Origin of the sequence: Hyphomonas sp. UBA4505, from assembly GCF_002388685.1 — a bacterium.
Lineage (GTDB): Bacteria > Pseudomonadota > Alphaproteobacteria > Caulobacterales > Hyphomonadaceae > Hyphomonas.
In genome coordinates, this window is sequence record NZ_DGMZ01000002.1 from 127,373 (window position 1) to 150,217 (window position 22,845).

Sequence of the window (22,845 nt, forward strand, 5' to 3'; positions counted from 1 at the left end):
TAATCCCACATGAAACGCCTTGCCCTCATCCTCCTCGCCTCGACCGCCCTTGCGGCGTGCGAGAGCTTTCCGGCCGCTGTCGGCCCCGACATCACACTGGATGAACCAGACTATGTCGAAGACCTCTATCTCGCCCCTGACGTGGAAGAGACCGATATCGCCGACGCGGACCTTGTTCCAACGCCGGTTGTCTACCGCACCTATACGCCGACAAGTGTCACGGGCGCGATGCCGGGCCAGTTGAAGCCCATGCCGACGGAGGCAGATGCGCCATCACTCAAACCTTACCAGGCCATCGAAACGGCGAATGGTAAGGCGGCGATCGAGCCTTCGCTCGACAATTACATGAACGCGATCCAGGTCTATCCCTACACGGTCGGCGCGCTCTATCAGGTCTATTGCGCGCCGGAACAGGTCACCGACATCGTCCTGCAGCCGGGCGAGGAACTCGTCTCGGTCTCTGCCGGCGACACGGTGCGCTGGGTCCTCGGGGATACGGTCTCCGGAACGGGTAGCGAGGCCCAGGCGCATATCCTGATCAAACCGACACAGGCGGGCCTGAAGACCAACCTCATCATCACGACGAGCCTGCGGGCCTACCATCTTGAGCTGAGGGCATTCGAAGAAACCTATATGGCGGCCGTCTCATGGCGCTATGCCGACCAGCAACTTGTGACGCGGGTGGCGGGTTCGGCGGCAACACGCGCATCGTCATCGCCGGCCGGATTGCAACTCGAGCGGCTGAAATTCCGCTATGACCTTGAGGGCGACTTTCCGCACTGGCGGCCGGATCGCGTGTTCGATGATGGCCGAAAGGTCTATATCCAGTTCCCGGCACGGCTCGACCAGGGTGAGGCCCCGGCCCTCTTCGTCATTGGCCGGGACGGCAAGTCCCAGCTGGTCAACTATCGCATGTCCGGAGACTATTATGTCGTCGACCGTCTGTTCGCCCGCGCGGAACTCCGCCTCGGCGAAAAGCGCCAGGATGTCGTGAAGATCGCACGCAATGACATTGGCAGCGCGAAGCCATGACAGAGGCCGTTTCTCCTCCAGCCCAACCGCTCGAAATCCGCGGGCGCCCGAGACCCGTGAAGCGGTTCTCCAAACGGGCGCTGATGATCCTGCTCGGAACCGGCAGCGCAATCGTGCTTGGCTCGCTAGCCTTTGCGCTGCAGGGACCGAAGGAAGGCACTGACGGTCCGGCGCGGGAGCTTTACAATACCGGTCATAATCCAGAGGCGGATGGATTGGCCACGCTTCCGAAATCCTATGGTGAGATTGCGCCGGAAGACGATGTCCTCGGGCCGCCACTGCCGGGGGATCTTGGCACACCGATCCTGAAGGCGCAGCGCGAAGGGCGGATGGGGCTGCCTGAACAGGATGCGCCTGAATCTGATCCGATGCGCGGACAATTAACGGCACTGGAGGCAGAGCTGCGCGCGCGTGAAGCGGCGCTCTCCGATGCCGCGCGGGGGAGCGGGGTTTTTTTCCAGGTTGGGGCGAGTACGGGTTCGAAGAGCGTTGGAGGAGGCGTTGCGAGTCCATCAGCGGCCTCGATCAGTTTTCCGGACCTGTCGGCATTTGCGCCATCTGGCGGCAGTGCGTTTGGGTCATCCTTAAATGAAGATCCAAACCGGCAGGCCCGCAAGCTTGATTTTCTGGGCGCAGAAACCGATCCCTCGATCTACAATCCGCATCGGCTGGAGACACCGGTTTCTCCCTACCAGCTGATGGCTGGAACGATTATTCCGGCAACCCTGCTGACAGGGGTGAACTCCGACCTTCCGGGGCAGGTCATCGCGCAGGTGACAAGCCCGGTTTATGACACCGTCACTGGAGAGAGCGTTCTCGTGCCTCAGGGCGCGAGGCTCATTGGCCGCTATGACAGCGTCATCGCGTTCGGTCAGTCACGGGCGCTCCTCGTCTGGAGCCGGATCGTCATGCCGGATGGATCGTCGATCCGCATCGACAATCTCGCCGGCGTCGATGCCCGTGGCTATGCCGGCCTCGAAGACAAAGTCGACTATCATTCCTGGAAGCTGTTGCAGGGCGTCGCGCTCTCCACCTTGCTCGGCGTGGGATCAGAACTCGCGAGCGATGATGAGGGCGACATTGCCCGCGCGCTTCGCCGCTCCGCACAGACGGGCGCGAATGAGGCGGGCCAGGAAATCGTGCGTCGCAATCTCGACGTCCAACCCTCGATCACGATCCGGCCTGGCTGGCGGCTCGCAGTGCTCGTCAACAAGGATATCGTTCTGAAACCCTATCAAGGAGGCAATCAGCCATGAGTGAAGTCAGTCTGAAAATTGGGCCGCTTCCGGACCGGACACCGCAGAAACTGTCGATCAGTCTCGAGCCACCTCTGGCTGCGGACCTCGAAGCGTATTCTCGGATCCATGCTGCCACCTACGGAGCTGAGGCATCGGTGGCTGTGCTGGTTCCTCTGATGCTTGAAGCTTTCCTTTCAAGCGATCCTGGCTTTCGTAAGGCCATGAAGACTCAAACCTACCGGTGATGTCGAGCAATGGCCCGGACGCAGATACCTCCCCATCTTAAAACCTGTGAAATCAAGCGCCGTCTCAAAACGCTGATCGCTGCAGCGAAAGATACAGGATTTGATGTGTGCGGCGTTCGGCTAATGCCTGACGGCGAAATTACGCTTCTGGACAAGGCCTCTCTCAGGCTCGAAACTGATTCGGAGGCGAAATGGCTAGGGAGCTGAGCATGTCCATCAAGGGACTTCATGTAATTGCGAAGAAGCTCGCGACTGGTCAGACCCGATACTATTATTATGCGTTTCGAGGTGGGCCCAAATTTTGGACGAGTGAAGGATCCAGATTGGACGGAGCCGGCAAGCGATTGCCTCCAGAATTCATCCAGGCCTATTCAGAGGTGATGGAGGATGAGAGAGCGCCGGTCGCAGATTCGTTCGCTATGGCGGTCATGCTTTATCGGAAGAAGTCTCCCGCATTCAGAAAGATGAAGACAAAAGGGCAAACTGCCAGGATCAAGTACCTCGACAAGTGGTTGGAAATGCCCCTGAAGGCGGGCCAGCCAGCTGCGAACGCACCGCTTTCGGTTTTCGATAGCAGACGCATTATCAAGTTTATCACCTCCCACCGCGATCGTGTTTGGGGTCACTCTCCGAGCGCTGCTGATGAGGCCGTCCTGGCTCTGTCGGCCTTCCTGACCTGGTGCAAAAAGGACGGGCGGCTGGACTGGAACCGAGCGCATGGCATCGAACCGCTTTACGAGCGGCCGACGGAAGCGCGTATTTGGTCTCTGGAAGAGCAGGCAAAGTTTCTCGAAACCGCGTCAGCTCATTTGGCATGGGCGTTCAAACTGGCTCTTCACACTGGACTTCGCCGTGAAGACCTTACCCGCTTGCCACTTTCGGCGATCACGAAGCAGCATCTGATCATTCCTACGGGCAAGAGCCGTGGCCGCAACACTGCACTTATCCCCATCACGCCTCCGCTCCGGTCGTTGCTTGATGAAATCGATGCGGCGCGCGCCAAACTCGCGACTGCGCCCCTCACGATTCTTTTCTCCAGCAAGGGCAAGCCTTGGACTGCAGAAGGGTTCGGCACGAGCTTTGATCGCCATCGCAGCCGTATGGGACTTGGCCCGGAAAACGATGGACCAACCATCCACGACATGCGCAAGACATGCGCGACGAATATGGTCATCCTTCAGCACCTCTACCCGGCTCTGATATCAGATCAGGTTCTGACTGATTTGTTTGGCTGGACGCCGGGCACGCTCGCGAAAATGAAGCGGATTTACGTGTCAGATGCAGCTGTTATTGAAGCGATGACGACTTCGATCTAGTAGCCAGGTCTCGTAAAGGCTGCCACCTGCATAGGCAAGAAATCGCTTAGTGCTGATTTGCACCAATTTGGTGATTTTCTTTACACGTTAGCTGGACATGTAAAGAAAATTGCGTTTCTTTGACACATCATGTCGAAATTACCAGATTCCTCGTACAAATTGCCAGACCTTCCGCCACCCGTCGAGATCGAGACGATACCGGTGCTGAAGGCACTTGCACGCGCCAACAGGGCACTGGCGGAATTGAAGGGCGCAGCCAAAGCCATCCCCAACCAGGGTATCTTGATCGACACGCTGGCCTTGCAGGAGGCCAAGGCAAGTTCTGAAATTGAAAACATCGTCACCACTCAAGATGAACTGTTCCAAGCAGACTTGTTCCCGGAAGGACCTGGCTCAGCCGCAGCAAAAGAGGTCGCGCTCTATCGTGATGCCCTGAGACTTGGATTTGACCAGCTACGCAAGACGCAAGGTTTGATCACCAACCGCATCATCATCGACATGTTCCGTTTGTTGAAGGGGCGAGACGATGGCTTCAGAACGCAGGCCGGAACAGAGCTGAAGAATGATCGCACAGGCGAAACCGTCTATGTGCCACCACAGGGCCCGCGTGAGATTGAAGCCCTTATGGCTGGACTCGAAGTCTTCATCAACGATGATGACGCCTGCGATCTGGACCCGCTCATCAAAATGGCGATCATTCACCATCAATTTGAGAGCATCCACCCGTTCCCGGATGGCAATGGCCGGATCGGGCGTATCCTCAATGTACTTTATCTGACGCGCACGGGCCTGCTCGACATTCCCATTCTCTATCTCAGCCGGCACATCACAGGTACGAAAAACGACTATTATCAATTGCTGCAGGCCGTGCGAGACGACGGCGCCTGGGAAGATTGGGTACTCTACATTCTGGAAGCGGTGGCAGAGACATCTCAGACTACCCTACAGCTGATCGAAGGTTTGCGCGCCCAGATGGCGGACTACAAGAAACGGATGCGAGCAGAGCTCGGCAAGATCTACAGTCAGGACTTGTTGAACAACCTCTTCCGCCACCCTTACACGCGCATCGATTACGTGATGAACGACCTGCATGTCAGCCGACCTACCGCCACCAAGTATCTCGACCAGCTAGCCGAAGCGGGCTTCGTGACCAAGCATCAGGCCGGCCGGAACAATTACTATATCAACGAACCACTTCTCGCATTGTTCATGCGTGTATCCGACGGTGGTGGACGGCAAGAAGCGAAGTAATCCAGCAACTGCTAAGCCGGGACCGCTTCACTGATTAAGTCCTCACCGATCTGTTCGACTGGACACCCAAGACATGCATAAAAAATCAAGCGCGCACACACGTTCGACGCGACCGTTCTGGGCGCAAGAGCGCCACATTTTAAGGACGGAACAAGAACAGAACCTGTAAACTATGCTGTAAACTGTTCTCTGATGTTCTTTTTTCCACAGGCTAGTGCCTTGTTTTTATGGTGGGCGGTAACGGGCTCGAACCGCTGACCCTCTCGGTGTAAACGAGATGCTCTACCAACTGAGCTAACCGCCCCAATCCCGCTCAAATGCACGGGGTTGAGAGAAAAAGCAAGACGGCCGTTCAGTGTTTGAACGGCCGCCTGTCATAAGTCTCAATTCAGCCTAGTGAGGACGGGCCGGATCGGTCGCCTGATTACCCGGCTGACCGGACAATGAGGCCTGCAATGCGGCTTCATCTGCTTCTGACCACTCTATCGGCGACAAGGGCCGCGTCAGCGCGATGGCCAGCACTTCATTGATGTCCGAAACGGGCACAATCTTCAGGCCGGTCTTCACATTCTCCGGAATGTCCTCGAGATCCTTCTCGTTCTCTTCCGGGATCAGCACCGTCTTGATGCCGCCGCGCAGAGCTGCGAGCAGTTTCTCTTTCAGGCCACCAATCGGCAGGACGCGTCCCCGCAGGCTGATCTCGCCCGTCATGGCCACTTCCCGGTCAACCGGGTTGCCGGTCAGCAGCGAGACAATCGCCGTTGTCATGGCAACACCCGCGGACGGGCCATCCTTTGGCGTCGCGCCATCGGGCACGTGCACGTGGATATCGGTCGTGTTGAACACGGTCGGCTTGATGCCGAGCATGACAGACCGGGACCGGACCAGCGAGCTGGCCGCCTGGATCGACTCTTTCATGACGTCGCGGAGGTTGCCCGTGACCTTCATGTTGCCGCGTCCCGGCATCTTGACCGCCTCGATGGTGAGCAGGTCACCGCCGGTCTCGGTCCAGGCAAGGCCTGTCACCGCGCCGAGCTGGTCGGTCTCGTCGGCGAGACCGTAGCGGAATTTCCGCACGCCTGCGAATTCGGGAAGGTTCTCCGACGTCACCGTCAGGGTTTCGCCCTCCTTGTCAGACAGGATGCGGACCGTCTTGCGGGCCAGCCGTGCAATTTCGCGCTTCAGGCTCCGCACACCGGCTTCGCGGGTGTAGTACCGAACAAGGTCGCGAATGGCCTCATCTGCCACAATCCACTCCCCTTCCTTCAGGCCGTGATCTTCACGGACCTGCGGGATGAGGTGACGTTTGGTGATCTCCACCTTCTCGTCCTCGGTATAGCCTGCGATGCGGATGATCTCCATCCGGTCGAGAAGCGGCTGGGGCATGTTGAGCGAGTTCGCCGTCGTCACGAACATCACGTCAGAAAGATCGTAATCGACTTCCAGATAGTGATCGTTGAACGTCGAGTTCTGCTCAGGGTCCAGCACTTCCAGCAAGGCAGATGCCGGATCGCCGCGATGGTCCATGCCCATCTTGTCGATCTCATCCAGCAGGAAGAGCGGATTGCCCGTCTTGGTCTTCTTCAGCGACTGGATCACCCGGCCTGGCATGGAGCCGATATAGGTCCGGCGGTGGCCACGAATTTCGCTTTCGTCCCGCACGCCGCCCAGCGACACGCGCACAAAGTCGCGTCCCGTGGCTTCAGCGATGGAGCGGCCAAGCGAAGTCTTGCCGACGCCCGGAGGGCCCACGAGGCAGAGGATCGGTCCTTTCATCTTGCCGGTGCGTTTCTGCACGGCGAGATATTCCAGGATCCGCTCTTTCACCTTGTCGAGACCATAATGGTCGTCATCAAGTTGCTTCTCGGCCTTGGCGAGATTGGTCTCGATTTCCTTGCGCGTGCCCCAAGGCAAGGCCAGCAGCCAGTCGAGATAATTCCGCACGACAGTCGATTCCGCAGACATTGGCGACATCTGACGCAGCTTCTTGATCTCGGCTTCGGCCTTCAGGCGTGCCTCTTCAGACAGCGGCGCATCCGCAATCTTCTGCTCAAGGTCGGCCAGCTCATCGCGCTCAGCGCCATCGCCGCCCTGCTCGCCCAGCTCGCGCTGGATCGCCTTCATCTGCTCGTTCAGATAATATTCGCGCTGGGTCTTCTCCATCTGCCGCTTGACGCGGTTCTTGATCTTCCGCTCCATCTGCAACATGCCCATTTCGCCTTCCATGAGGGCGAAGACCTTCTCGAGGCGATCTTTCGCATCGGGAAGTTCGAGCAATTCCTGCTTTTCGGAGAGTTTGACAGACAGGTTCGACGCCACCGCATCGGCCAGACGACCAGGCTCGGTCAGCGCAGCAATCGTGGTAACGGATTCCGGCGGGATCTTGCGGTTCAGCTTGACGTAATTTTCAAACTGCTCCTGCACGGCACGCATGAGTGCCTGCACGTCATCATCGGTGCCTTGGGCCTCGTCATAGGCTTCGACTTCAGCTTCAAAATATTCGCCGCGGTCGTGCAGCTGGTTCAGACGCGCACGCGTCTTGCCTTCGACCAGCACTTTCACCGTACCGTCAGGCAGCTTGAGCAGCTGCAAAATGGTAGCGATCGTGCCGACCTCGTGGACATCATCTGAGCCCGGGTCGTCTATGGCCGCGTCGCGCTGGGCGACCAGCATGATTTCATTATCGGCCTCTTCGATCATTTCGAGGGCCCGTACAGACTTGTCCCGCCCAACAAACAGGGGCGCGACCATGTCTGGAAACACAACGATGTCCCGAAGCGGCAACACCGGAAGGTTCTTTATACCTGGCATCTACAATGCCTCCTTCTTCAAATTGAGCCCCGACTGGGCGGCAGCTCAGGAAACCCTACCTGCCGATGATGGCAGGAGTCGGGCGTTTCACCAGATGTGGAGGGCGATGCAGGCCGGTTCAAGCCACCGGATGCTCAGGAAATTCCCTCTTCTGTGGAAACCGTCTCCTATCAGGGCATTGCGGCTTTTCTGGCCTTCTCGGTGCGGCTTTCATTTTTCTGATTGGCCAGGAATGCAGAAAGCACGCCCAATCCCGTATCCGGGGCCTCGCCGGCGCCAAGCCTGCGCAACTGTTCATAATACCAGCCGATAACGCCAAAACCGTTCAGCGCCTTCACCAGTTTGATGGGAGAATTCGGCCCCAGCCATCCCGGCCCGAGGCGCAACGTTTTCTCCCATTGCGCGGCGGCAGCGACCTCTCCGGACAAGAGCTGTTTCGGCGTGTCCGGCTCGACACAGAGCGGCCGGCCAAGACCGATCAGGTCGGCCTCCCCTTCCGCAAGCGCCGAATTCATGGCCTCGGTCGTGCGAAATCCGCCTGTCACCATGAGTGGCAACTGGCTGCGCGCCTGCACTGCTTTGGCATATTTCAGGAAGTAGGCCTCCCGTTCGCGCGTGGATTCACGGACATTCTGCTCAAAAACCGGCTCCAGGCCTTCGCTGTCCATCATGCGGGGCTGTTCATAATTACCCCCGGATATCTCGACAAAGTCGACGCCAAGCTCGTTCAGAATGTCGATCACGCCGAGACAATCTTCAAAACTGAACCCGCCTTTCTGAAAGTCTGCGGAATTGAGCTTTACCGAAACCGAAAACCCCGGCCCTGCCGCAACGCGCGATTCCCTGACGCATTCGGCGAGGAGGCGCGCGCGGTTTTCCAGCGGCCCGCCATAGTCATCCTGGCGCTGGTTCGCCAGCGGCGACAGGAACGAAGAAAGTAAATAGCCATGCGCGCCATGAACCTGAACACCGTCAAAGCCCGCCTGCTTTGCAACGCTGGCGGCCCGGCCGAAGCCTTCGATCACGGCTTTGATCTCGTCCAAAGTCATCGCGCGGGGCTGACCGAACTGGCCGCCCGGCAAGCCCAGCGCGACCGGACTTGGCGCAGCGGGGCTCGGATTGATCAGTTTTGGCGTTTGGCGTCCGGCATGGCTGACCTGCATGATCATTGCGGCGCCATGAGATTTGCCAACGTCGGCCCAGCGCGAGAACATATCCATCTCTTCATTTGACGGCTTGCCGTCTATGACCACATTTCCCGCACGTTCGAGATGATTGCGGTCAATCTGGACATTTCCTGTGATCATCCCGCCTATGCCGCCTTCCGCCCAGCGGCGATACAATGTCAGATGGCTTTCAGTTACCCGGTTGCGAGGATCAGCGAGTCCCTCTGTCATTGCCGCCTTCACAAGCCGATTGGGGAATGTAAGCCCGCTCTCCAGGGTTAACGCCGTATTAATCGAGGCTGTCATCTTATGTTCTCCCATATCGACACTGAGTCGCCCGCCCTTATCGGAGACATCATATGGCAGCCGCCAAGCAAGCAAAGCTGTTTGACCAAATGAGTACAGAAAGTACCGGCTATTCCGCCAAGGATATCGAGGTCCTCGAAGGCCTTGAACCTGTCCGCAAACGCCCCGGCATGTATATTGGCGGCACGGATGAGCGCGCCTATCATCACCTCTTTGCCGAGGTGCTGGACAACTCCATGGATGAAGCGGTGGCCGGGCATGCCAGCCGGATCGAGATCAAGCTCGACGCCGATGGCTTCCTGGCGGTGAGCGACAATGGCCGCGGCATTCCGGTTGATCCACACCCGAAATTCCCGAAAAAGTCCGCGCTGGAAGTCATCATGACCACACTGCATGCGGGCGGCAAGTTCTCCGACAAGGCCTATGAGACCGCCGGCGGCCTGCACGGCGTCGGCATTTCGGTCGTCAATGCGCTGTCGGAACTGGTCGAAGTTGAAGTCGCACGCGACAAGATCCTGTACCGGCAGACCTTCTCGCGCGGCATTCCGCAGGACAAGTTGAAAAAAGTCGGCACGGCGCCAAATCGCCGGGGGACCGTGGTGAAGTTCAAGCCGGACTTCCAGATCTTCGGCGAAAAGATGCGTTTCCGCCCGGCCCGCCTGTTTCAGATGGCGCGATCAAAAGCCTATCTCTATCGAGGCGTTGAAGTACGCTGGAGCTGTGATCCTTCCCTGCTGCCAGAAGATTCCAAGGTTCCTGCCGAAGCCACGCTCTCCTATCCGAACGGATTGGCAGACCAGCTGGATGAAGTCTTCAAGGACAAGGCGACCATCACCGATGCAGCCTTTACCGGTCTTGTTGATCAAGGCGGCGAAGGTAAGGTCGAGTGGGCCATTGCCTGGACGCGCGCCGGCTTTGGCGAGGCGGACGGATTTTCACGCTCCTATTGCAACACTATTCCGACCCCGGATGGTGGTACGCACGAAGCGGGCTTCCGCTCAGCCATCACAAAAGGGTTACGCAATTTCGGGGAACTGACCGGAAACAAGAAAGCCTCCGAAATCACCGCCGAAGATATCATGGGCCATTCCGGCTTGCTCTTGTCTGTTTTCATCAAGGGTCCGGAATTTGTCGGTCAGACCAAGGACAAGCTGTCGACGACGGCCGCGTTCCGCCTGGTGGAAAACTCCGTGCGCGACCGGTTCGATCATTGGCTGGCCGGTAGTCCGAAAGAAGCCGACAAACTGCTCGGCTGGGCGGTTGAGCGCGCGGAAGAGCGCCAGCGCCGCCGCAAGGCCAAGGATATCAGCCGCAAATCGGCCACCAAGAAGCTTCGCCTGCCGGGCAAGCTGGCCGATTGCTCCAACAAGGGGCCGGACGGCACCGAACTGTTCCTCGTCGAGGGCGACTCGGCTGGCGGCTCCGCCAAGCAGGCCCGCGACCGCAAGACCCAGGCCATCCTGCCCCTGCGCGGCAAGATCCTGAATGTCGAAAGCGCCTCGCTCGACAAGATGATGAACAATCAGGAGATCAATGATCTCTCACTGGCGCTCGGCACGGCGCTGGGCAAGAAGTTCGACATGGACGATCTGCGGTATGACCGCATCATCATCATGACGGATGCCGATGTAGATGGCGCCCACATTGCCAGCTTGCTGATCACTTTCTTCTATCGGATGACACCGGGCCTTATCGAAAGCGGACGCCTGTTCCTGGCCCTGCCCCCGCTCTACAAACTCTCCAACAAGGGTACGATCGTCTACGCGATGGACGATGCCGACCGGGCCGAGAAAATGAAAGAGCACTTCAAACCGAACCAGAAAGTCGACATGACCCGCTTCAAGGGTCTCGGCGAGATGAACCCGTCTCAGCTGAAGGAAACCACAATGAACCCGGCGACGCGGACGCTTGCGCGGGTCACTCTGGAGGCGATTGACGATGTCGAGGTTCCGGCCGAGGAGCTGATAAACACGTTGATGGGCAAGAAAGCCGAATTGCGTTTCCGGTTCATTCAGGAAAACGCTGCTTTCGTTGAAGAGCTTGATATCTAGGTAAACAAGATTTGAAACGCCGGTAAGAAATTTCCTTTATTCGGAAAGACGATTCTAACCCTGTTTGGGTATGGTTCGCCCATCATGTTATTCGGACGCACCCTATTCAAACACGACAAGAAGCGCCATTCCGGGCGCGAAATTCTTGAGTCGCACCTGAATCGGTACATCCTCGCGCTGAGCATTGTTCTGGCGCTGATCCTTGCCAGCCACATCGTTTCCCTGACAGCCCTCCGCCAAGGTGCGCATGATGCGACCGCGATCAATATGAGCGGCAGCCAGCGCATGTTGCTGCAGCAAATGTCGCATGCCGCCCATGATTACGCCGAAGACGGATCGCCGGAGCTGCGGGAGAATTTGCGCGCCAGCATCAAATTGTTCGAGACGTCTCACTATGAACTTATCCGCTTTGGCGAAGATGATGCCGCACTTCAGGCGATCTATTCCGAAGGCGAAAACTCCATTCATACCAAGGTTCTTGAGCTCATCAACAATGTGAACTGGGTTTTGGTCGACCGCCGGAATACGTCCGCGGCGCTTGAGGCAATTGAATATGAGGCTTCCGGCCCCCTCGCCAATCGGCTCGGAGAGGCGGCGGACGCTTTCGAAGCGCAGGCCAACAAGCGCGCCGAGTGGCTGGGTACGATCCAGACCTATACGGTCCTGGCCCTCGTCCTGACGATTGTCGCGGAAGTGTTCCTGGTCTTCTGGCCGGCCCACAAGATCATGATCCGGGCCTTCAAGAAGCTGGACCAGCAACATAGCGAAGCCCAGGCAACACTGAAGCGCCTGTCCAATTTCTCCGCCGTGGCCTCAGACCTGTTCTGGGAAACCGATCTCCAGGGCAAGCTGATCTATGCCGAGGGCACCTTCCTCCAGAAACTTCAGGGCGGCCGCAATTCCCTGGTCGGGTGCAACTATCTCGACATTATCCAGTTCGATGAAGAAAACTCCGAGATCATGACCAATGCGGTTCAGTCGGCCGCGAGTTACGCCCGTGTGCGCGGAATTTTCACGGACGTTGATGGCCAGACCTATCACATGGATATGGCCGGCGCGCCGTGCTTTGACGACAAGGGTCGGATCACAGGCTATATCGGCACCTCCAACGACATTACCGCACAGGTCGAGAAACAAGAGGAGGTCCGTAAATTGGCCTATTCGGACCCCCTGACTCATCTCGCGAACAAGCGTGCCCTCGAAGAGCGGCTGCCGACCATGCTCGCAGAAGCCTCAAACACCGCGCCACTCTTTATCCTGGCGCTGGACCTGGATGGCTTCAAGGCGGTCAACGACACATATGGTCATGGCGCGGGCGACGAAGTGCTCAAAGTCGTGGCGGCCCGGATGAAAGCCATTGTTCGCGACAGCGACCTGACCGTGCGCACAGGTGGGGACGAGTTCTTCATCGTCTGCAGCACATCACCATCGCGCCTTGCTGTTGAGGGCCTGGCCCTGCGGCTCAAGCGCAAGCTGAGCGAGCCTTATGGCCTGTCGACCGGCCACCGCGTTCGCATCAGCACGTCCATCGGCATTGCTGCTGCGCCGTATGACTGTATGGGCGAAGGCCCGCTGCTGCACGCCGCCGACATGGCGCTGTATGAAGCCAAGCGCTGTGGCCGCAACCAGTTCCGCTTCTATGAAGATCTCGGGCCTTTCGTGGTCGACGAACAGGCCATGGCCTAGGGCCCCTTCCCTCCATTTCCTCCAGAACCTTTGGCCGGAGACGCGCCCCACGCGCTCCGGCATTTTTTTGTGTTGTGAGGCAGGCGTCAGCCAGAGCTTTCCCAGGAGTCGAGCCCGGCCCTGATCTGCGCGGGCAGCAGCGTCGCAATCGCGCCCAGCTCTGGCGACAGGCGGAAGGCGCTGGTCGCCGGGCCGACCGCCGGGCGCGGTTCGCCATGCTTCTGCAGGCGTTTGAGATTGCGCGCGAGGCGCAGGGCATGGCCATCCGGGTCTGCGATGACGCGCCGGAGCGCCGCGATGCGGGCCATCAGCCTGTGCGGGGATACGGATCCGGAAAGGGTTCGGAGAATGTCCGGAAAATCGCCCTCAATCGTCTGGCGTGCGGGCAGCAATTTCAACCGTCTTGGATAAAGGCGCGGAAAGATGGCGAGTTCGACGCCGTCGGGCAGGTCCGGCTCGGGCTTCGGATCAGGGGGCGCGGCGCGCGGGGCCGCCGGGGCGAGCGTCAGATTGAGCGCGAGGACCAGGATCAGGCGGCGGACAATCGGTTCCAGCATTCTGAGCCGCCCGGAAATCCGCTGCGCCACCCCCCGCCCGATCACTTTCGGCCCGAGATGGAGGTTCGCCAGCGCGGACGCATCCAGCACCGCCCGCCCGGCATGTTCCAGCCCCCGTTTCAGAATGTCCGTTTGCGCGTCCATGCGGGGAGTATGGGGGTTGGGGCTATCAGACGGATTGGAAAAACGGGAAAATTAGAATTGAATCAAAACTTAAAGTTGATTAACATCCTAACTCGAAGCACTGATTTTCGGGAGACTAAAGACAATGAGCAACCTTTTAAGTTGGGCAAAATCGCAGGTTTCTCATTGGGAAGATTCCATTGATTTGATGGAAAAGGGCTACCTTAGTATTATCAAAAAAGATGGCGATAAGCCGGTAGATCAAACAAAGGAAACTATCGCTGATCGCAAACAACGAATGCAAAAATTAAAGGAAATCATCAGCAAGCTTGAAGGTTGATTGAACGGATTATTCATGCTCCCCGGCGTTGTGGTGAGTGGAAACAAAGCGATAGTTCTTATTGCACTCTTCCTGTTCAATCCACTCAGGATTTTTATCCTTCATCTTCGAAAAGAATCCGAAATCTAGTCCTCCGACGCGAACTTCCCGAAGCAATTCCTCATGGAATGCCAAATACCCCGCCTCGGGATCAGATACCTTTATAGCAACAATTACCACCGGTCTCAGAAAGGTTTTCTTGTCTCCTTCGGTTTCAGAAAGCTCTCCTTCATAGGCGCCGATGTCCAATCCAAGCACGTCAACTTGCGTTTCGTCTCTGAGTGCGCCTGATATACCTGCGCAAAGAAAAGCTGCTCTGTTTCGCGAGAGTTTGTCATCAATGTTAGGTGTTTTTGATTGAAGGCCGATTCCAGCCACCAAGTTGAACGTACTTAGTTCCGACTGAAGCGATTCATCTTCCAACAAATCCCAAAAATTATATCCCGGACTATCGGCAGCATCGACAATGCTGTTCGCTCTCTTAAACTTCCAGTACCCTTTCTCCTTGAATAGGTGTACAACCATAAGAGATTTCTCCAACCCGGTATCGCGGTCTCTCAGAGTATATTCAATGACCTCATCAGATACGTCGTCGGATTGAGTGCGCCTTAGACCCGAAACTAGCAAATCTCCGCTACTCGTCTCCCTACGCTCAACTTGAGTCAGTCGCCTTTCAAAGCTCTGGTACAATTCTCTATTTTTTGCCTCACGTTTTCCGGTCTCAAGACGGAGCGACAGATCGCGCAACTCTCTCCACTGGCGGCTGAGCTTGTCACGAAGCGCCTGAGCCTGCTCATCGCGCTCCGCCTGCTGACGTTCTCTCTCTAATTGTTCCCTTTTTATGCGCAGCTCACGTGCATCTGACTTCCTTTCATTGGCTTGGGATTGATAGCTGTCGAATGTAACGAGGAGGACAACACTGCTAACCACGAAGGCAAGGACGGCTCCCAATACCAGCCACCGAACCGCGCTGGATGCGTGAAGCGTCTCTATCTCTTCATCGAACGTACGACTGCCTGAAAAAAATAGAGTGACTGCATCAAGATGCGACAAAGCCCATCCAGCAATTAGTCCTATCGCCAGAAGTGCAGCCCCTATTACCACTATTCGTTTTCTCAGTTCAATTTCCATCCAAATTCGAATTACCGTCAACTTTGAAAGAAATACAAGAGTTCGTACGCGCTTCAAATTTCGTCGTCTGAGCTATCCGCCCCTGAGTTCAACCCGCACTGCGCTTGAACTTGGGCCTGCTGCGGGGCAGTCGCTCCCCTTCCCCGATTGCCATCCTTCCCTCCAACCTCTAAATGCTCCTTATGAGCAAAAAGCTGAGAATCTTGGTCGCGCAGTTGAACCCGGTCGTGGGGGATATTCGGGGGAATCTGGAGCTGGCGCGGGGCGCGCTGGCCGAGGGCAAGGCCAAGGGCGCTGACCTTGTTGTCCTGTCGGAACTCTTCATCCTGGGCTATCCGGCCGAAGACCTCGTGCTGAAGCCCGCCGCGGTGGAAGATTCCATGAAGGCGGTGAACACGCTGGCCGCCGAGACCGCCGATGCGCCGGACATGATCATCGGCGCGCCGTGGATGGAAGATGGCAAGCGCCACAATTCAGCCGTCTGGCTGTCGGGCGGGGCCATCAAGGGCCGCTATGACAAGCGCGAGCTGCCCAATTATGGCGTGTTCGACGAAAAGCGCATCTTCGATGCCGGCGACGGCCCGCCCCCGGTGTTCGAGTTTCACGGCGTAAAGATCGGCGTCGCGATCTGTGAGGACATCTGGTATCCGCGCGTGCCGAGCGAGCTGCATGATGCGGGCGCCGACATGCTGATCGTGCCGAATGGCTCGCCCTGGCGGCGGACGGTTCAGGTGGAGCGGCACACGACCTTTTCCGCCTGGCGCAAGACGGGCGTGCCGTACCTGTTCGTGAACCAGGTGGGCGGGCAGGACGAGCTGGTCTTTGATGGCAGCTCCTACGCGGTCGATCATGACGGGACCGAGCACCAGCTGCTCGGCGATTTCGTCACCGGCACGGCGATGGTGGCTTTTGATCCGGCCACGCATTGTTTCGAGAGCGACGCGCAGGCCGAGCTGACCGAAGGCTGGCATGCCGAATACCGCGCGGCGGTGTTGGCGCTGGGCGATTATGTCAACAAGAACAAATTCCCCGGCGTCGTGCTGGGCATGTCAGGCGGGATCGATAGCGCGCTGACGGCGGCGATGGCCGTGGACGCGCTGGGGCCGGACCGGGTCTGGTGTGTGATGATGCCGTCGAAATATACGTCCTCGGACAGTCTGGAAGACGCCAAAGCCTGCGCCGAGGCGCTGGGCGTAAAGTATGACAGCATCAATATTGCCCCCGGCGTGGGTGCGATGGGCGAGATGCTGGCCGACCAGTTTGCCGGCACCAAACCGGACACGACCGAAGAGAACATCCAGTCGCGCCTGAGGGCGGTGACGCTGATGGCGCTGTCGAACAAGTTCGGCCATATGGTGGTGACGACGGGCAACAAGAGTGAGATGGCGGTCGGCTATGCGACGCTCTATGGCGACATGTGCGGCGGCTACAATGCGCTGAAGGATTTCTACAAGACCGAAGTGTTCGAACTGGCCAAGTGGCGCAACACGATGGTGCCGCGCGGCGCGCTGGGCCCGGCGGGCGAAGTGATCCCGGAGCGGATCATCACCAAGCCGCCCTCTGCAGAGCTGCGCGAGGACCAGCGCGATGATGACTCGCTGCCGCCTTATGATGTGCTGGATGATATATTGCGCGGGCTGGTGGACGAGGAAGAGCCGATCGAGGCAATCCTGGCGCGCGGGCATGACCGGGCCGTGGTGAAACGAATCGAGCATCTGCTCTACATCGCCGAATACAAGCGCCGTCAGGCCCCGCCGGGCGTGAAGGTTGGCGGCAAGAATTTCGGCCGCGACCGGCGCTATCCGATCACCAACCGCTTCCGGGACGATTGATCGGGCGTTTGGCCCCTATTCGAGCGAGCCGGGCTCAACCCCTTCATAGGCGAGGCGGTTGGCCTCGGCATCCATGCGGATCTGCTCGGCATCTTCCGGGGCAATATCGCTCGCTTCGCCATAGGCCAGCATGGGCGATGGCACGATGCCGGGATGGTCGATAACGGACGCATAGAGCAGCCAGGGCTGCGTGCCGTCCGCACAGGTGACGCGCACCCACTGGTCCTCAACCGTCGGCATGGAGCCGATATCGCTGATGTCGCGCAGCTCGGCCTCGTTGATGTCATATTCGGCGCCGTCATAAGACACGACGGTGAACCCCTCCCCCAGATAGCGGAGGTATGTCAGCTGGTCGCCAGCCTTCAGGTCGAGCGTGTGGATGCCGCCATCGGAAATGTATTCGATGCTGGCATCCTGGTTGAGCGTGACCGGGAACGTCTTGGTCGCCACGAAGAAGCGCAGGTCATCGGCGTCGGCGCGGTCATAATTCCAGAGCTGGTAATTGGCGTATTGCGGCAGGGCGCAGCTTGTGTCGGCTTCATTGGCGCCATTCGGCACCGTCCAGGCAGGAACGGTCGTGCCAGCATCCAGCACCGCAAAACCGGCTGGATATTCGCCGGGCCAGCCCGCGCTGACATACCAGCTCTCATCATATCCCGACAGGGCCTGATAATTGATATCATCGACGGGCGGCGCGGCAGGCTCTGCCTCCAGCGCGCTGTCGAGGTCTGAGGTCACCTCGGTCGTTGCGGGCGCCGGCGTCTCTGCCGGAGCCTCCGCACGCTCCTGCCCGCAGGCCGCCAACAGGCCCGCGGCGATCAGAATACAGCCCAGTCTCATCTACCTCTCCTCGACGGCGACTCACATGCCCGTCGCACATTAGCACGAACAATAGCAAGAATATGGCATCGGCCCTTGGCTTTTTGCGTGATTTGATGTCGAAAGCACGCTTCAAAACAGGTTTTTTCCATGACTGCACCGATTGTTCGCTTCGCTCCCTCGCCCACCGGCCGCCTGCACGTAGGTAACGTGCGCACGGCGCTGATTAACTGGCTGTTCGCCAAGGGCCAGCAGGGCAAGTTCATCCTGCGCATCGATGACACCGATACCGAGCGCTCGACACAGGAATATGAAGACGGAATCCGCACCGACCTGACTTGGCTCGGCCTCGTCTGGGACGACAGTTTCAGCCAGTCCAAACGCTTTGCCGAATATGACGCGGCGGCCGACAAGCTGCGCGAAATGGGCCTGCTCTATCCCTGCTACGAGACAGCTGACGAGCTGGACCGCAAGCGCAAGATCGCGCTGTCGCGCGGCCGCCCGCCCGTCTATGACCGCGCGGCGCTGGAGCTGAGCGATGAAGACAAGGCGAAACTCGAAGCCGAAGGCCGCACGCCTCACTGGCGTTTCAAACTCTCCGGCGGGCGCGTCGAGTGGACCGACCTGGTGCGCGGAGACCAGAGCATCGACACGTCCAGCCTGTCCGACCCGATCCTGATCCGCGAGGACGGCTCCTATCTCTACACCCTCCCCTCGGTCGTCGATGATATCGAGGCGAAGATCACCCATGTCGTGCGCGGGGAAGACCATGTCACCAATTCCGGCGCGCAGATCGAGATCTTCAAGGCGCTGGGCGGCACGGCGCCGGACATGGCGCATACGCCGCTGCTGATCGGCGCGGATGGTCAGGGCCTGTCGAAACGCCTCGGCTCACTGTCGATGGGCGAATTGCGCGCGCAGGGCTATGAGCCGATGGCGGTCTCCAGCCTGCTCGCCAAGATCGGCACATCCGACAATGTCGAGGCGCGCGAAACGCTGGGCCAGCTGGTCGCGGAATTCGATTTCGGCAAGATCGGCCGCGCCCCGGCGCGCTTCGACGAGACCGAACTCTTGTCGCTGAACGCGGCGATCCTGCACGGCCTCCCCTTTGAGGCGGTGAAGGACCGGCTCGCCGATGTGGACCCCCGCGCCGCCGACGAGGCGTTCTGGACTGTGGTGCGGGAGAATTGCTCGCTGTTGCCGGACGTGGCCGCATGGGTCGAGACCGTGTTTGGCGAGATCACGCCTCTGGTGGATGCTGAAGACAAGGACTTCGTAGCGACCGCCGCAACCCTGCTGCCCGAGGGCGACCTGACGGGCGAGAGCTGGAGTCAGTGGGCGAATGCCGTGAAGGCCGAAACCGGCCGCAAAGGCCGTGGCCTGTTCATGACGCTCCGCAAGGCGCTGACCGGCCAGGAACACGGCCCCGACATGGGCGCACTGCTTCCCCTGATCGGACGCGAGCGGGCGCTCAAGCGGCTGCAGGGTTAGCACTCTCCCCGTAGACTCCTGAATCTTTTCGGATTTCAAACTTTTTGGAACAAAGTCAGAACTTTTTCCTTTCCAAAAGGTGAATATTCTGGTTATGTTCTCTTATCGCAGATCAAGCGAAGAACAGGTTCAGCACACAGTTTCACGAGGGGTTTCAGCATGTCGGGTTTGGTGATCAAGGGATGTGAGTACGATCCAATTGAGTCCAAGGATGTCGTCTATGGTGACGGCTTCCGCATGGAGCTGGAACAGGCGATTGCGCTGGCCTCGACAGGCGTTGAATTCTGGGCCGCCGAGCGCGATGGCTCTGCCGCGCCCGTCTCTGTCGCCAAGAATGAATATGGCGAATTGATCCTCAGAACCGAGCCGACGGCCTACGCGGCCAACCCGCTTGGCGAGATCAGCGCGCCGCCGATCGTGCACCGCCGCTATCGCCCCGAAGCGCAGATACCTGCACGGGTCCACTCCGGTTACGCTGTCGCGGCCTAGTCACGCAGCGGCCCCTACCCTTTACATGTTTCCTTGTTTTCGCGCGTCTCCACACCCACTCTCGGCGCGCGAGATTGCTCCGACCTCACCTGTCCGGAGCTGAAGGACCACACCTGCATGTGAAGGGTGGGGGTTACTCCGCCTCCAGATGAACCAGCACATCGCCCTCGGCGACCTGGTCCCCGGCGGCAGCCTCCACGGACTCCACCACGCCATCGCGCGGCGCCGGCAGGGTGTGCTCCATCTTCATGGCTTCCATCACCGCAACCGGATCACCCTTGGTGACCGTATCGCCCGGCTTCACATGCACGGCGAGCAGTTTGCCCGGCATCGGCGCGCTGACTGAGTCGCCGCCCAGCACCGCTTCGACATCGGCGTCATAGTCCGGCACTTCCACAAGGACATTGTCCCCGCCGGTCGTCACCGCATAGCGGCGCGGAGAGATATCTGTCACGAAAGGCAGCGGCGCGTCCGGATCGACGTCATGCTCGGACGGGTCAAACCAGTCTACATCGGCGCCCACAGCGACGGCCGCCTTTCGCACAGGCGCGCCATTCGCCCGGAACCCATCCCGGATTCCCCATGGTGTGACGGCAGCGCTGTCATCCAGCTCGATGTCGCAGACGGCGAGAACAGATGCATGCTGATGCGCGGCGGGAGGCTGGGTCAGCGCATCCCCCTGCTCCGCAATCCAGTTCACATGATGCGTGCCATCGCGGAACGCGTCCGACTGGGCGCAGCGACGCAGGAAGCCGGTATTGGCCGGCACGCCCGAGAGTTGGGTGTGCGACAGCGTCTCGGTCAGCAGGTCAACCGCCGCGTCGCGATCTTCTCCGTGCACGATCAGTTTCGCGATCATGGAATCATAGTTGGATGGTACGCGATCACCCGTCTCGAAACCGGCATCCCAGCGGATCGTTTCCCCATCAATGGGCTGCAACAGGCCGAATTCCAGGATCAGCCCCGCGCCGGGGCGGAAGCCATCGGCCGGGTCTTCGGCGCAGATGCGCGCCTCGATGGCATGGCCCATCAGCGGGATCTCGTCCTGCGCCAGCGGAATTTCCTCGCCGGAAGCGACCAGCAATTGCCAGGCGACAAGGTCCTGCCCGGTAATCATCTCGGTCACCGGATGCTCCACCTGAAGCCGGGTATTCATTTCGAGGAACCAAAACGTGTCGACGCCCAGCGGCTTTGACCCGTCCACGATGAATTCCACCGTGCCCGCGCCCTGATACCCAACAGCCTGCGCCAGCTTCACCGCTGCGTCCGTCATGGCCGCTCGCACATCATCCGGCATGCCGGGCGCGGGCGCTTCCTCAATGACTTTCTGGCGGCGACGCTGCAGCGAGCAATCGCGTTCATAGAGATGGACGACATTGCCATGCGCATCGCCAAAGACCTGCACTTCGATATGGCGTGGCTGCTCGACCAGTTTTTCCAGCATGACCCGGCCATCGCCAAAGGAACTTTCGGCCTCACGCACCGCGCTTTCCAGCTCGGCCTTCAGCTCGCCCGCCTTGGAGACGAGGCGAATGCCGCGCCCGCCGCCCCCGGCAACCGCCTTGATCAGCAGCGGAAAGCCGACATCTTTCGCCGCCCTGGCAAGCGTTTCCAGCTCCTGCCCTTCGCCGCGATAGCCGGGCAGCACAGGCACGCCGGCCTCTTCGGCAATGCGCTTGGCTTCGTCCTTCGGGCCCATGGACCGGATCGCCTTGGCCGAAGGGCCAACCCAGATGAGGCCCGCTTTCTCGACGGCTTCGGCGAAATCGGCATTCTCGGACAGGAAACCATAGCCCGGATGGATGGCATCGGCGCCGGTCGCCTTGGCAGCGGCCAAGATGGCTTCGACCTTGAGATAGCTTTCGGGCGCAGGCGACGGGCCGATATGGATCGCTTCGTCGGCCTCGCGGACATGTTTCGCGCGCGCATCGGCATCGGAATAGACGGCGACTGTCGCAATGCCGAGCCCATGGCAGGTCTCAAAGATGCGACAGGCGATCTCGCCCCTGTTTGCGACGAGCAGCTTCTGGATCTTCAATGCGTGGCCCTCCCGGCGCCCGGTGGACCAAAGCCACCAGAACAAAACTGATTATCATCAGCAGATACCACGAACCGAGTTTCGATAAAGAGACCATCTGCCAGCCATGCTCTTGCCCGGGATAGGCCCAGGCGCGGGCGAATGTTCCAAGATTCTCAGCAAACCAGATGAAAACTGCCACGAGCAGGAACCCGATGACGAGCGGCATCGGCCTGTGGGCTTCATCAGCGCGGAACCAGACCAGGCATGGCCCATAAACCATCGCCGTGCCCACGAACAGGGCGATCCGGACATCCGGCAGCCAGTGATGCGCGAAGAAATTCACGTAGATCGCGGTTGCCAGAATGGCTTGAACCCAGAGTGGCGGGAAACGGTCAAACCGGAAGTCGAAGATGCGCCAGACTCGCGCCAGATAGGAGCCCACTGCCGCGTACATGAAGCCCGTAAACAACGGCACACCGCCAATGCGCAGGAAGCTCTCCTCGGGATAGATCCAGCTGCCATGATAGGTCTTGAACAGTTCCATGACCGTGCCGACAATATGGAAGACGAGGATGATTTTCGCCTCTTCCCATGTTTCCAGGCCCGACCAGAGCATCATGACCTGAATGGCAACCGCACCCAGCACGAGGAAATCATAGCGCGAAAGCGGCGCGCCTTCCGGATACCAGACAAAGGTCAGCAGCAAGAGCCCCAGCATCAGGCCGCCAAACAGGCACGCCCAGCCCTGCTTGATGCCGAAGGCCACAAATTCGAACACGGTCTGGCTGACCGGGCCGTTCACGCAGCGCGCATGCAGCGCGGCGCGCGCGGCATGCAGGCGTTGTTGCGCGCGGGTCTGGGCGGGGACCGGTATCTCCATGCCCTCCTCTATCTGCAGGAAA

Annotated in this window: 18 protein-coding genes and 1 tRNA gene; 11 read left to right on the forward strand and 8 right to left on the reverse strand. The window is 59.2% G+C overall.

Annotation, left to right across the window (positions count from 1 at the left end; genetic code table 11):
* Window positions 1-9: 9 nt before the first annotated feature.
* The 5 genes from trbG to B3527_RS01275 all read left to right on the forward strand — a co-directional run bounded on the left by trbG (window position 10) and on the right by B3527_RS01275 (window position 5,082).
* Window positions 10-1,032 (forward strand): P-type conjugative transfer protein TrbG, encoded by a 1,023-nt coding sequence (gene trbG, locus B3527_RS01255; RefSeq protein WP_034741985.1) that lies wholly within the window; start codon window positions 10-12, stop codon window positions 1,030-1,032.
* A complete protein-coding gene (locus B3527_RS01260; protein WP_045695883.1) occupies window positions 1,029-2,288 on the forward strand; it encodes a TrbI/VirB10 family protein in 1,260 nt (419 codons plus the stop codon). Before trbG ends, B3527_RS01260 begins: the two co-directional genes overlap by 4 nt.
* Window positions 2,285-2,515, forward strand: a complete 231-nt coding sequence (locus B3527_RS01265; RefSeq protein WP_034741777.1) for a DUF2274 domain-containing protein — start codon at window positions 2,285-2,287, stop codon at window positions 2,513-2,515. Before B3527_RS01260 ends, B3527_RS01265 begins: the two co-directional genes overlap by 4 nt.
* Before the next feature lie 209 nt (window positions 2,516-2,724).
* A complete protein-coding gene (locus B3527_RS01270) occupies window positions 2,725-3,831 on the forward strand; it encodes a tyrosine-type recombinase/integrase (RefSeq protein WP_045695885.1) in 1,107 nt (368 codons plus the stop codon).
* 129 nt (window positions 3,832-3,960) lie between these two features.
* Window positions 3,961-5,082 (forward strand): Fic family protein, encoded by a 1,122-nt coding sequence (locus B3527_RS01275; RefSeq protein ID WP_034741786.1) that lies wholly within the window; start codon window positions 3,961-3,963, stop codon window positions 5,080-5,082.
* Window positions 5,083-5,310: 228 nt separating this feature from the next.
* Here the strand turns inward: B3527_RS01275 and B3527_RS01280 are convergent.
* The 3 genes from B3527_RS01280 to B3527_RS01290 form a co-directional block, all read right to left on the reverse strand.
* Window positions 5,311-5,386 (reverse strand) — tRNA-Val (locus tag B3527_RS01280).
* A gap of 89 nt (window positions 5,387-5,475) precedes the next feature.
* A complete protein-coding gene (lon, locus tag B3527_RS01285; protein WP_290478643.1) occupies window positions 5,476-7,893 on the reverse strand; it encodes an endopeptidase La in 2,418 nt (805 codons plus the stop codon).
* Between the two features lie 170 nt (window positions 7,894-8,063).
* A complete protein-coding gene (locus tag B3527_RS01290; protein WP_290478642.1) occupies window positions 8,064-9,365 on the reverse strand; it encodes an NADH:flavin oxidoreductase/NADH oxidase family protein in 1,302 nt (433 codons plus the stop codon).
* A 53-nt stretch (window positions 9,366-9,418) separates the two neighbouring features.
* Here B3527_RS01290 and parE point away from each other — a divergent pair, with 53 nt between their 5' ends.
* Together parE and B3527_RS01300 are read left to right on the forward strand one after the other, a co-directional pair.
* Entirely contained in the window at window positions 9,419-11,416 is a 1,998-nt protein-coding gene (parE, locus tag B3527_RS01295) for a DNA topoisomerase IV subunit B (protein ID WP_206992285.1), read from the forward strand.
* 84 nt (window positions 11,417-11,500) lie between these two features.
* Entirely contained in the window at window positions 11,501-13,102 is a 1,602-nt protein-coding gene (locus tag B3527_RS01300) for a diguanylate cyclase domain-containing protein (protein ID WP_290478641.1), read from the forward strand.
* Window positions 13,103-13,188: 86 nt separating this feature from the next.
* Here B3527_RS01300 and B3527_RS01305 read toward each other — a convergent pair whose 3' ends face one another.
* Window positions 13,189-13,803 (reverse strand): hypothetical protein, encoded by a 615-nt coding sequence (locus tag B3527_RS01305; protein ID WP_290478640.1) that lies wholly within the window; start codon window positions 13,801-13,803, stop codon window positions 13,189-13,191.
* A gap of 124 nt (window positions 13,804-13,927) precedes the next feature.
* On the opposite strand from B3527_RS01305, the gene B3527_RS01310 reads away from it, so the two are divergent.
* Entirely contained in the window at window positions 13,928-14,122 is a 195-nt protein-coding gene (locus B3527_RS01310; protein WP_290478639.1) for a hypothetical protein, read from the forward strand.
* 9 nt (window positions 14,123-14,131) lie between these two features.
* On the opposite strand, the gene B3527_RS01315 is transcribed toward B3527_RS01310, so the two are convergent.
* Complete coding sequence (locus B3527_RS01315) at window positions 14,132-15,292, reverse strand: hypothetical protein (protein ID WP_290478638.1); 1,161 nt, start codon at window positions 15,290-15,292, stop codon at window positions 14,132-14,134.
* 182 nt (window positions 15,293-15,474) lie between these two features.
* On the opposite strand from B3527_RS01315, the gene B3527_RS01320 reads away from it, so the two are divergent.
* Window positions 15,475-17,124 carry an NAD+ synthase gene (locus tag B3527_RS01320; protein ID WP_290478637.1) on the forward strand — a complete coding sequence of 550 codons (1,650 nt, stop codon included), beginning with the start codon at window positions 15,475-15,477 and terminating at the stop codon, window positions 17,122-17,124.
* A 15-nt stretch (window positions 17,125-17,139) separates the two neighbouring features.
* Here B3527_RS01320 and B3527_RS01325 read toward each other — a convergent pair whose 3' ends face one another.
* Entirely contained in the window at window positions 17,140-17,964 is an 825-nt protein-coding gene (locus tag B3527_RS01325; protein WP_206992279.1) for a hypothetical protein, read from the reverse strand.
* Window positions 17,965-18,093: 129 nt separating this feature from the next.
* On the opposite strand from B3527_RS01325, the gene gltX reads away from it, so the two are divergent.
* Together gltX and B3527_RS01335 are read left to right on the forward strand one after the other, a co-directional pair.
* Window positions 18,094-19,434 (forward strand): glutamate--tRNA ligase, encoded by a 1,341-nt coding sequence (gene gltX, locus B3527_RS01330; RefSeq protein ID WP_290478636.1) that lies wholly within the window; start codon window positions 18,094-18,096, stop codon window positions 19,432-19,434.
* 159 nt (window positions 19,435-19,593) lie between these two features.
* The gene (locus B3527_RS01335; protein ID WP_290478635.1) at window positions 19,594-19,923 is read left to right on the forward strand and encodes a hypothetical protein; all 330 of its coding nucleotides are present in this window, start codon (window positions 19,594-19,596) and stop codon (window positions 19,921-19,923) included.
* Window positions 19,924-20,056: 133 nt separating this feature from the next.
* On the opposite strand, the gene B3527_RS01340 is transcribed toward B3527_RS01335, so the two are convergent.
* Both B3527_RS01340 and B3527_RS01345 read right to left on the reverse strand, forming a co-directional pair.
* A complete protein-coding gene (locus B3527_RS01340) occupies window positions 20,057-21,961 on the reverse strand; it encodes an acetyl/propionyl/methylcrotonyl-CoA carboxylase subunit alpha (protein WP_290478634.1) in 1,905 nt (634 codons plus the stop codon).
* Window positions 21,903-22,823 carry a DUF817 domain-containing protein gene (locus tag B3527_RS01345; protein WP_290478633.1) on the reverse strand — a complete coding sequence of 307 codons (921 nt, stop codon included), beginning with the start codon at window positions 22,821-22,823 and terminating at the stop codon, window positions 21,903-21,905. Before B3527_RS01345 ends, B3527_RS01340 begins: the two co-directional genes overlap by 59 nt.
* Between the last annotated feature and the right edge of the window lie 22 nt (window positions 22,824-22,845).